The following is an 11446-nucleotide window of genomic DNA, read 5'->3' on the forward strand; positions in this document are numbered from 1 at the left end:
CTAACATTGAATACTGCCTATTATTTAATAAGCATCATTTTTCTAGATTGAGAGAAGCTCTCAGTACTTAATCTGTATAAGTACATTCCAGAAGAAAGATTTGCAGCATTGAATAATTGCTGATGACTTCCAGCACTTAATCTTTCGCCATCAAGTAGCGTAGCTACTTTTTGACCAAGCATGTTATACACTTCAAGAGTAACATTAGACGCAGATGCTAATGTGAACTCAATGTTTGTGCTTGGGTTGAATGGGTTAGGATAGTTTTGCTCCAATGAGAAAGCATATGGGCTTTCTGCATCAGGATCTTCTTCATTTGAAACTGTAAATGAAGCGTCCAAACCTGTCATTGCAACAGTTACCCATCTTGATGGAGTATTCCACCAGTCATCCTGACCAGCAAGTGGAGACCAGGAGATTTGAGTATCTCGAGAAGTAGCATCGTTATCATTCAGTGCAAACTGGAATGGTACAGTAGTTACTCCGGTACCTGTTGGGAAATCGAAGTTTACTGACGTAGTGTTTACAGTACTGAATTGAATAGTACTAACAATAGTAAGTAGTCGATACATACCTGCCTGAGAACTATCACCAAGTGTAGCTGAGTTTGGTACTAATTGATCATAAGAACCGGCACCGCCATCCCATGCACTAATAAATGGAGCAGCATCAGAGAAGAATCCAGCACGGAACTGGTAATCAGGCTCATCACCAATCTCAAAAGCATCATGGTCAGATCCTCTAATGAATGACTCAGGAGCATAGGCACCAATGCCCATTTCCCAGCTATCAAAGTTCCAGGCACCGTTACCACCACTAGCTAAAGGTGCAGGTACTAAAATATCATCCATAATTTCTGCATAAATGATCATGAAATCAGCTCCTGAACCAGTTTCGAAACCGACCCACATTTGACCAGAAATATCTGCATCACCGTCACCACCAGTACCGTTCTCGATAGAACGATTTTCACTGTTTATTGTAAAAGGCTGGTAACCTTCAGGGAAGTAACTAGCAATAGTAGCTGCATCTGGGAAAGTCTCGGTATCAACTGCAGTAAAGATTGCATCTGCATCATCAGCGCTAATTTCAGAAATGTAATTTGGCTGAACGCCCATACTAGTTTCGATAGAGCTAACTACAAGGTCACTTTCAGTTCCTGAACCTGTAACAGCTACCACACCATAGTATGCGGTAAAGTCATCAACTAATGTTGGGTGAGGCGCTAATGTAGAGTGATCTAGAGTAAGACCATTCGCAGGATCAATAGTACCTACGTTAACTCCACCATCAGTGGTAGTAAACGCAGTATCACTAAAGAATACTTCGAACATAGCTGCATCTGATTGATCATCAGCTGAAATAGTTACTACACCATTTTCGGTAGCAAGACCGAAGGTAGGAGCTTCTGGTTTAATTTCACGAACTCTTCTAACAATTACATTGTCGAAGTATACGCTTGAAGCATCTGAACCAACTTCAAAACCAAACTTCATCATTGGGAAGTTACCAGTTGCATTTGCTTGCATAGAGTAGGTTTGCATTTCAGTACCTACTTCGATAGTTCCACCAAAGTTTGTCCATCCACCACCTGGTACGTTCTCACCAAAATACACTGTGAATGATTTTGTTGCTTCAGCACGAGCGTCAAAGAAGATTTCATATGGCCCGGCATACACCGAATCAATTTGATCCTGTGTAAATTCCTGGAAAGCCTGAATATGGAACGTAGTTCCTGTACTTGTAATATCAGTAATAGCTAGCTGGCCATCTGTGTTAGAGAAAGTTGCAGCAGCACCGTCAGTAGTTACTGTTCCCCAATTTGAACTTAGGGTATCGCCTGCGAATCCACCATCAAAAAGAATGTTGTCATTTACACTGCGAACTACAATGTTGTCTATAAATAAACTGGAAGTATCGGTTGCAACTTCAAAACCAAATTTCATGTTTTCCCAAGTTTCATCCACATCAGCAACCAGGGTGTAAGTTTCCATGCTATTAGTTACAGTTACATCCCCATCTCCAGGAGATTGCCAGTACCTTGCCCAAGTTCCTCCGTTTTCACCTAAGAAAACGTGAAAAGTTTTTGTGTCCGCAGTTGTGCGCGCATCAAAGGTAAGTTCTATTGTCCCGGCATTGCCTAGAGCGCTGATCTGATCTGCACTTAAGATCTGAATAGCTTGCACATTCCATTGGTTTCCGGCTGGTACAATATCCGTAATCGAAAGCTCATTATTAGTGACTCCAATAGTAGCAGTTGCTCCACTGTTAATGTCAGTTGCCCAATTGCTAGATAAGGTATCAGCAGAAAAATCACCGTCTAGAATGATGTTTTCGCCGTAAAGTGTGTTCTGAGCAAATGTTGTATTTGCAAAACCCACCATCATAATCATCACTAAAGCGAATGTAGCTAATCGCTTAATAGTAGCATTAATCATGTTTTATCCTGATTTGTTAAGATTGATGTTTCATAGTTTTTTAACATTCTGAATATGCTTAGTTAAACATTTCCAGGATGAGCATACATATGAGAGATAATTTTATAGAAACCCTTCCAAAGAAACAACAATAAAAAGCGAAATTTTTCGGATCTCATGAGAAATTTTCTCACATCTATTCTCTGAGTAGGCCTTTTTAAACAAGAAAAGCGCTACCGTACTTTATTTACTAAAATGAATTGATTAAATATTTGTGAAAGCGCTTCTTTTTTTGCGCAAATTTTTTATCATTCAGAATAATTTTTTTCACCAGATTAAGTATAATTCTATCCTGAAATTCTCCTAATGGAAAAAGCCACATTACATGACATAGCGGAAAAAACTGGTCTCTCTGTTTCCACTGTTTCTCGAATTTTAAGAGGGGAGTCAAAAACAAGTTCTGAAAATGTAGAGCTTACAATCAGAACTGCCCAAGAAATCAATTACCCCATAAACTCAAGGGTACTAAACGGTAAGTACAGTTATAAAAGGCGAATTCAAGTCGCCCTTATTACTTCACTGTACCCCGATGAATTTTACTCAACCTTTTTTTATGGCTTTAATGAAGCAGCTATAGGAAATAATATTGGGTTGTCGCTTCATGTATTTAACCCCGAGGTTTCTACCCTGGGAGAATTTATCACGGAGTTGAGCTATAATTCTATTGATGCGGCAATACTTTTTTTGCCCACCCTCCAGGAAAAAGATTACGCAGAAGTATTAGAAACTATACCCTCGGATTTTGTAATTCTTTCAGTAGCCCCTTTATTCAACCCGGTTCTTGATACGGTTACCTTTGATTCTTATAGAGGTGGATATATTGTGGCCAAGCATTTTTATAAAAAGGATTATCTGGATGTAGGGATAATTACAGGCCCAGTTAATAAAAATGAATCTTTGTTGCGCAAAAATGGATACCTGGATTTTATTAACCAGACAAATAACATGAACCTTGTATGGCATTTCGAAGGAGATTATAGTTTAGAATCTGGGAAATTGGCATGCAAAGAGTTCGACAAACTTTCCAAAAAGCCCCGAGCCATTTTTTGCAGCAATGATTACATGTGCCTTGGCTTCCTCGAACAAGCAAATTTATTAGGCATTGATATACCAGGCGAGGTAGCGATCTCAGGGTACGATGACCTCCCGATTTGTAGCTATGTACACCCTGCAATAACCTCAGTACATACTAACTATGAGATCCTGGCTAAAAAGGCGTTCAATATTCTTTTTGAAAAAATGGAAGGCTCTGCCTCACACAATGGAATTTTAAGTGTTATTCCTGTTTCGCTATCAGAGCGAAAAACCACATGACCCTCATGCTTTCTCTTAATTAGCTTGAGAAGCCTGAACATATTTGCTGTAATACTCACTTGCTCTCAGAGTATCCCCTGTAAGAATATGGTATCGAGCAAAATTATAGAATAGCATGGGTGCATTAGAACCCCTACCCTCACTCTTCTCTAGCCAGTATCTAGCCTTATCTAAATCCTGATTCATTATATAAACTGCGGAGAGCACATCCATATACCTTGGATCCTGTAAGCCGTCATTTAATACCTGATTTACCATATACACAGTGTAGTTATCATCTATTCGGCTTTTTACTGCTATATCAATTCCTTTTTCAATAAGGTTCACAGAGTTGAGTTGCCACTTCAATAATTCATAATAGTGCGTAATGACAGCTAGTGTATCATTCCTGCTTTGCGCTTTATTTATGACTTCAGTAAGTGCTTCAGGAACTAACCTTTGATTTCTCGCCGCATGTGCAGCAATAGAGTCGATGTACGAGGCCTGCAAATATCCTTGATAGATCTTTTGGAATTCCGCTAGTTCCTGGTCTTGAGTAAGTCCTTTTTGAAATGGGTATCCTACTAACAATCTGGATATTGCGGTATTTGAATAGGTTTCTTCAAATGTGCTGATTGCATCAGGAAGGTCAAAACTGTTAGGCCGATAAGCTCTTTTGAGCTTTTCAACTTCAAGAAGATGCTCGAAAAACAATGTAGCCATTAATCGATGCCCCTTATAATCAGGGTGTAAATGATCTATGAACAGTGATTCATCTTCAATCCCACTTGAAGATTGTGCTCTAAGTAATGCTTCGATATCTACCAGTTTGGCTTTATGTTCTTCTGCTACTGATCGAATCACTTCGTTAATTTTATCCGGAGCTCGAAACCGGATTCCGTCCAACTCTTTTGCCTCTTTATACTTATTCACGGCAGACATAGTATCTGCTTGAGCAAATAGCGACTCAGCTTCACGAAAAGCGGATGCAGCATCTTCTTGATCAGTAAAGGGTGCCTGATCTTTTAAATTAGATGCTACTGTACCGATGTATACTGGGATATCATTCCTTTCATAAAGCTCGAGTACATCACCAATATTTTTTTCGAATTGTTGAATACCTTTATCAAACAAGGGACTGTCTAATTCGATATTTGATTCACTAACAACCTTAGCCATCAATGTCCTGTTATCCCCTGCATCAGGGTTATCCGGCTTCATAGCATTCTCAAGCAGTTGATATAATCTCAGATTCTTGAGTTTAATCACCAATCTCTTCAGGCCAATATTATTTACGAGTCCAAATTGAGTAGTACCTACTCCAAATGAACCATAGTACTCATTATGCCCAGCATATATAACAACAGCATCAGGTTCATAGGGAAGTATTCGCTTTGATAAATCACGAATTACATAACTATTAACTGCCGTCATACCAAGGTTAACTACTTCGATATTGAGCCCGTCTGTTTCGAGTACAAGTTTTTGCTCAAGTTGTTCGGAAAAACTGTAGTAGAAATTATATGGAAAACCTTGTGTTGAAGAACCTCCGAAAACAAAAACTCTGAATGTGTTTGGTCTTTTTTCCTTCCTAAAAGCATTGGGTGCAATCTGTGGAATAAAGGATGGGAAGTACCTGCTAATAAATGAGGAGTTTGAAATCAGAAAGTTGGAATCATTAGGTGCTTCCACAAATAAGGGTTGCGCTTCTTTATTATAACCGCCAACTCTTAGACCTATTTCCACAAGGGCAAGAAGCAGGAAAGGAAATAGAACAGTAATGATCCAGAATACAATTTTTTTAGTCGAAGCTTGAGCCATATAGTTTTAGACGATTATATCTGCTGTAAATGAATTACTAAAATACTAGCGTAGCCACCGAACCTGCAAGCAAAGAAAATTCATACTGCTCACTATCTACAGATGCGTTTACTTGTTGTGTAGAGCCGGAATCATTTAAAACGATTAGAATGATCTCGCCTTCTGGATTCTTAAAAGCTACATTTGGCAAGCCGTCAACTTCATTTGATCCAATCCTTACTGAACCAGGCCTAACAAATTTTGAGGCATGGGCAATGATATAATAAGCAACATTTCGACTCACATCATTTCCGGAGATAGTAAGCGCACCTAAACAGTCATCACATCCTCCTTCAGTATGAGGATTTTGATTCGGATCGGAAGCCAGATTCCACTCCAGTACCGTCCTGCTCCAATTTCTGGTACCCCCAACAATTAGGTTCCGCGTATGCCAGGCCAAATCTCCTGAAAAACTAGCACCGGCCTGCACCCACTGTTCCGTGAAATAAATATTTTTCTCCGGATGGGCGTCCCTAACCGTTGAAAGTGCAGAAATATTACCAGCATATAAATGAAATGCGGTACCGTCTATATATTGCTTTGCCGCAGCGTCAGAGAGAACCTCAAGAGGATAGTCTATCCGGTCAGGGTTATGATCATATATAATAATCTTAGTGGTTATTCCTGCTTCACTAAACGCAGAGCCTAAATGATCTCGAATAAAATTTGTTTGAGCTTCAGCACTCATACTCAAACTCGGGTTATTAAAAGGATTAAGTGGTTCGTTCTGAATAGTAATAGCATCAATAGTTATTCCTTCAGCTTCCATTTGCTGTACGTATTTAACAAAATAGTTAGCATAGGCAGGATAGTATTCTTCAAGTAAGGTACCTCCAACAGTGGAACTATTACTTTTCATCCATACTGGCGGAGACCAGGGAGATCCCAGAATTTTTAACTCCGGGTAGATTTCCAGTATCTCTTTTAAAACGGGGATCAGGTGATCACGATCAGCTCCTAAATCAAACTCACTCATATCAGGGTCTGTTTGCCCTTGAGGAAGATCATTATAAGAAAATGTTGAGGCGTCAAGATCAGAAGAACCAACACTTACTCTTAGATAACTAACCCCTATTTCTCCCTCTCCCTGGCCAAATAATTCCTGCAGAATCTGTTGTCTGCTTGATTCATCCATATTATTTAGCAGAAAAGCACTACCACCTGTTAATGTATAGCCGAATCCGTCCATTTCCTGGAAAATTTCAGAACTATTAATCACTATGTCCGGTTCTGTAGAACTTTCTGAAACCGTACTAACCCGATCTTCAAGGTTTTGAAACAACGCTTCTTGATTTGAAAAGGTAACCCAAAATTGCGGTTGTGAGTCACCGTCCGAATCTGTGCTTTTACAGCTTATTAATAAGCTCGTACATAAAGTGAAAATGAATAGTCTGAACATAGTAATAGAGGCTTTTTTGATAAAATAAAAAAACCCCGCACAAATAAATGTGCGGGGTTCAATTCGACTAGAGAATATGGATTTTATTCTCCTTCAATTGCTTCGGCATCATCGCCACCAAGGGCTTCAAATACCTTTGCGATTTCCTCATCTCCTTCTTCGAAGTCTCTCTTCGTACCAACGATAATTTCGTTGTACTCTCTGAGACCTGTACCAGCAGGAACTTTATGACCTACCACCACATTCTCTTTCAGACCTCGGAGGAAGTCCTTCTTGGCTTCGATAGAAGCCTGGGTAAGAACTTTTGTGGTTTCCTGGAAGGAGGCAGCTGACAACCAACTTTCAGTAGAAAGGGCAGCCCGGGTAATTCCAAGAAGAATTGGCTTCGAGATAGCTGGTTCAGCTTCTCTTATTTGCAACTCGTCTTTTCCTTCTTTGATCAATCCGTTATTGATATCACGTACTTCTCTACGATCAAGGATAGTACCTTTCTTAAGCTCGCTTCCTCCCTCATCGGTGATAATGAATTTACCAATGAGTTCATCATTTCGAAGGTTTACTTCAAAACGGTCTACTTTATCGCCTTCCAGGAACATAGTGTCGCCTGGGTCGGTGATTTCAGCTTTCTGCATCATGGTGCTTACAATTACCTCAATGTGCTTGTCATTGATCTTCACACCTTGCAGGCGGTAAACCTCCTGGATCTCATTAACCAGGTAAGATTGTACTGCATATGGCCCAAGTATATTCAGGATATCCTGAGCTGGAATAGTACCATCAGAAAGTGGCTGACCTGCTTTTACAAAGTCATTCGATTGAACAAGGATATGCTTACTCAAAGAGATTAGATATTTTTTCTCATCGGTACCATCTTTTGATTTGATGATTACCTCTTGAGAACCTCTTTTTCTTCCTCCCATTTCAACAATACCGTCAATCTCAGAAACCGCAGCCGGGTCACTTGGTGATCGAGCTTCAAACAACTCAGTCACACGTGGAAGACCCGCCGTAATATCCTTCGATTTAGAGGTAGCACGAGGAATTTTTGCAATCACCTGACCTGAGAATACTTTCTCACCATCATCCACAACAATGTGGGTATCTACTGGTAGAGTACTTTCTCTTATGATATCGCCTTTGCCTTTTACTGCAAGAGTAGGTACAAGCGCTCTATCTTTTGAATCGATAATTACCTTTTCGCGGTGGCCTGTTTGCGCATCAGTGTCATCCGTAAAGGTCACCCCTTCAAGGATATCCTTGTAGTGCAAAGTACCATCAATTTCAGAGAAGATAAGTGCGTTATATGGATCCCATTTACAGAGCTGGGCTCCTTTAGGAACCATATCACCTTCTTCAACAATCATTTCACAACCATAAGGCACATTGTAGCTGATAAGAACCTTACCTTCATCATCAACAATCTTCAATTCGCCTGCACGGCTAAGAACGATGTTATGCTCTTCTTCGCCATCATCATAAACAACAACACGTATGTTCTCGAATTCAACCTTACCGTCGAATTTAGCTTTGTGCTGCGAATCTGCTTCCAGACGAGATGCCGTACCACCAACGTGGAAAGTACGAAGTGTAAGCTGTGTACCTGGCTCACCGATAGATTGTGCAGCAATAACACCTACTGCCTCACCCTTTTCTACCACGGTTCCCCTTGCAAGGTCACGTCCATAACATTTTGCACACACACCTCTACCTGTTTCACAGGTAAGTACAGATCGAATATCTACTTCTTCGATTGAAGTTTCGGCAATTCTCTTTGCTACATCTTCATCAATCATCTGATTTGCTTCACAAATAAGCTCATCAGTAATTGGATCGACAATATCATATAGAGAGAATCGGCCAATGATACGATCTTCTAGGCGCTCAATAATGTCTTCATTATCTTTTAATGCCGACATCTTGATACCACGAAGTGTACCGCAATCTTCTTCGGTAATAATCACATCCTGAGATACATCAACAAGACGACGTGTTAGATAACCGGCATCGGCAGTTTTAAGAGCCGTATCAGCAAGACCTTTACGAGCACCGTGCGTAGAGATGAAGTATTCAAGTACCGTTAATCCCTCTTTGAACGAAGAAAGAATCGGATTCTCGATTACCTCGTTACCCTGTTGCATTGAACTCTTCTGAGGCTTAGCCATCAGACCTCGCATACCACCAAGCTGACGAATCTGCTCTTTTGAACCCCTCGCACCAGAATCGGCCATCATAAATACAGGGTTGAAACCTTCTCTGTCATCAGCTAGCGCCTGGAACAGAGTTTCAGATACACGGTTAGTAGTACTTGTCCACTTATCGATAACCTGGTTATAACGCTCATTATCGGTAATGAATCCCATTTCATAACGTCCCTGAATATCAGTTACTTCATCTTTCGCACCGTTAATCAGGTTGGCTTTCATATCAGGAATGATGATGTCTTCAAGAGAGAATGAAAGACCACCTAGCGTAGCGTTTTCATATCCAATCTTCTTCATGTCATCAAGGAAAGCAGACGTCTTGGCTGTACCACATTTTGCATGGATATCACCAATAAGTATTCTAAGCTCTTTCTTACCTAGTGTTTTATTGATGAAGCCCATTTCATCCGGAACAATCTCATTAAAGATAACCCGCCCGGTAGAAGTTTTTACTACCTCATGTTCTACTTCACCTTCTGCATTTACAGTAGCGATTCGAACATTGATTTTGGCATGGATATGAAGTCTGTTCTGATCGAAAGCAACGATTACTTCATCAGGAGATGCAAATGTTTTTCCTTCTCCTAATTGACCGCTTCTTGGCTTTGTTAAATAATAAAGACCCAAGATCATATCCTGAGATGGAACCGCAATAGGACCACCACTCGCAGGGCTCAAGATGTTATGTGATCCAAGCATCAATACAGAAGCTTCAAGCACCGCATCATGACTCAACGGTAAGTGAACCGCCATCTGATCACCATCAAAGTCAGCATTAAATGCTGTACACGCTAATGGATGCAGACGAATCGCCTTTTCCTCAATAAGCACCGGCTGGAAAGCCTGAATACCTAACCGGTGAAGCGTTGGAGCACGGTTTAGAAGTACCGGGTGTCCGTCAATTACATTCTCAAGAACTTCCCAAACTACCGCATCTCTGCGATCAACAACTTTCTTGGCGCTTTTCACGGTTTTTACATAACCACGCTCGATAAGTCTACGGATAATGAATGGCTTATAAAGTTCAACTGCCATTTCCTTTGGAAGGCCACACTCATGCATCTTAAGCTCTGGTCCTACTACAATTACAGAACGGCCAGAGTAATCAACACGCTTACCTAAGAGGTTTTGACGGAAACGACCGCTCTTACCTTTAAGCATGTCGCTTAGAGATTTCAACGGACGATTGTTATTCCGAACAGCGTTTGACTTACGCGAGTTGTCATATAATGAATCAACAGCTTCCTGAAGCATACGCTTCTCATTTCGAAGAATCACATCAGGAGCTTTGATATCAATCAATCTCTTTAAACGATTGTTTCGAATAATTACTCTTCGATACAAATCGTTAAGGTCAGAAGTAGCAAAACGACCACCCTCAAGTGGTACTAATGGACGCAGTTCTGGTGGAATTACCGGAATTACGCTCTGGCACATCCATTCTGGCCGGTTTTCTGTGTGCATTGCTGCGGCACGGAAAGACTCGATAACCTGAAGTCTCTTTAGCTTCTTTTTCTTACGCATTTGTGAGGTTTCATTTTTAACCTCGTAGCGTAATTGATAAGCAAGATCATCCAGATCCAGATCTGCAAGCATAGCTGCAAGAGCATCTGCTCCTTCTTTTACAATGAATTTATCCTCGTCGTCATCATCAAGATCAAAATTGTCTTCTGGTAACTGGTCAAAGATGTCATACTTCTCTTCTTCAGAAATAAGGTCACCTTTAGCGTATCCTAAGTCGCGAGCTAATCCTGGATTGATGATTACGAAAGTTTCGTAATAAACAATTCGATCCAGATTTTTAGAAGACAGACCTAGTAAGTAGGCAATTTTGTTTGGTAATGACTTGAAATACCAAATGTGTACTACAGGAACGGTAAGGGTAATGTGCCCCATACGCTCTCTTCGAACAGCTTTTCTTGTTACTTCAACACCACAACGGTCACAAATGATCCCTTTATATCTGATCCGCTTGTACTTTCCACAATGGCACTCATAGTCTTTTACAGGCCCGAAGATCTTCTCACAGAAAAGACCGTCCATTTCCGGCTTGAAAGTTCTATAGTTGATAGTCTCAGGAGTAAGAACTTCTCCATGAGAACGTGATAGAATTGTTTCAGCAGAAGCAAGGGATATTCCGATGCTATTAAAATCGTTCGTTACTGCTAATGTTTTTGTTATTGGCAAGGGTTTTCCTCCGATACTTTATTAACAGT

5 protein-coding genes are annotated in these 11446 nt (G+C 40.5%); 1 reads left to right on the top strand and 4 read right to left on the bottom strand.

What is annotated here, in order from left to right; genetic code table 11:
* Positions 1-20 precede the first annotated feature (20 nt).
* Positions 21-2438, bottom strand: coding sequence for a T9SS C-terminal target domain-containing protein (locus ED557_08000; GenBank protein ID RNC83715.1), 2418 nt, complete (start codon positions 2436-2438; stop codon positions 21-23).
* Positions 2439-2783: 345 nt separating this feature from the next.
* On the opposite strand from ED557_08000, the gene ED557_08005 reads away from it, so the two are divergent.
* The gene (locus ED557_08005; protein RNC83716.1) at positions 2784-3791 is read left to right on the top strand and encodes a LacI family transcriptional regulator; all 1008 of its coding nucleotides are present in this window, start codon (positions 2784-2786) and stop codon (positions 3789-3791) included.
* A gap of 15 nt (positions 3792-3806) precedes the next feature.
* Here the strand turns inward: ED557_08005 and ED557_08010 are convergent, their stop codons facing one another.
* From ED557_08010 to rpoC, 3 genes are all read right to left on the bottom strand, one after another.
* A complete protein-coding gene (locus ED557_08010; GenBank protein ID RNC83717.1) occupies positions 3807-5591 on the bottom strand; it encodes a hypothetical protein in 1785 nt (594 codons plus the stop codon).
* 37 nt (positions 5592-5628) lie between these two features.
* Positions 5629-7029: a glucosylceramidase gene (locus ED557_08015; GenBank protein RNC83718.1), complete on the bottom strand. Its 1401-nt coding sequence runs from the start codon at positions 7027-7029 to the stop codon at positions 5629-5631.
* An 83-nt stretch (positions 7030-7112) separates the two neighbouring features.
* On the bottom strand, positions 7113-11417 hold the full coding sequence (rpoC, locus tag ED557_08020) for a DNA-directed RNA polymerase subunit beta' (GenBank protein ID RNC83719.1): 4305 nt from the start codon (positions 11415-11417) through the stop codon (positions 7113-7115).
* Positions 11418-11446 lie beyond the last annotated feature (29 nt).

This window comes from Balneola sp. (assembly GCA_003712055.1).
Taxonomy (GTDB): Bacteria; Bacteroidota; Rhodothermia; order Balneolales; family Balneolaceae; genus RHLJ01.

What these genes read in the sequence shown, in the direction of transcription:
- ED557_08000 (RNC83715.1), bottom strand. Translation starts at nt 2,438, where the DNA reads ATGATTAATGCTACTATTAAGCGATTAGCTACATTCGCTTTAGTGATG.
- ED557_08005 (RNC83716.1), top strand. Translation starts at nt 2,784, where the DNA reads ATGGAAAAAGCCACATTACATGACATAGCGGAAAAAACTGGTCTCTCT.
- ED557_08010 (RNC83717.1), bottom strand. Translation starts at nt 5,591, where the DNA reads ATGGCTCAAGCTTCGACTAAAAAAATTGTATTCTGGATCATTACTGTT.
- ED557_08015 (RNC83718.1), bottom strand. Translation starts at nt 7,029, where the DNA reads ATGTTCAGACTATTCATTTTCACTTTATGTACGAGCTTATTAATAAGC.